Below are 447 nucleotides of genomic sequence, written 5' to 3'. Positions count from 1 at the left end.
CACCCGTCGTCTCCCAGTCGACCGCGAGGACGTCACCCCGCTGCTCCGGGGAGTGGCGCACGAAGTACTCCGCCTGGGCCGTGAGGTCGCCCGGCCAGAGGAAGTGGTAGAAGCCGACGACCAGGCCGGCGTCGCGGGCCCGCTTCGTCTGGGCCGAAAGCTTGGGGTTGGTGTACGAACGCCCCTCCGTCGCCTTGATGAAGACGAAGGACAGGCCGTCGGTGTCGTACGAGGAGGACTGGTACGCACTCACGTCGATGCCGCGCAGCATGAGGCTCCCTGAGGTGCCGGTGGGGGGAGGGGAGTCGAATGATTCCTTCCCCGCCCCGGGACCGGCGACCCGTCCGGCAGACGGAAAGTCCGGTCCCGGCGGTCACCGACACCCCTGGTGTCACTCCTGTGTCGCTTACCCGTCATGTTCCGCTCACCTCGCACAGATGAACTAGC

The 447-nt window shown here is 67.6% G+C and carries 1 protein-coding gene; it reads right to left on the bottom strand.

The window, feature by feature from the left end; genetic code table 11:
- Window positions 1-271: glycoside hydrolase family 25 protein (locus tag LPA54_RS38835; protein ID WP_228985099.1), on the bottom strand; the 271-nt coding region annotated here is incomplete at its 3' end.
- Between the last annotated feature and the right edge of the window lie 176 nt (window positions 272-447).

Origin of the sequence: Streptomyces sp. DH12, from assembly GCF_020873895.1 — a bacterium.
In the GTDB taxonomy this organism is placed as follows: domain Bacteria; phylum Actinomycetota; class Actinomycetes; order Streptomycetales; family Streptomycetaceae; genus Streptomyces.
This window is presented reverse-complemented; position numbering and strand designations above follow the sequence as displayed.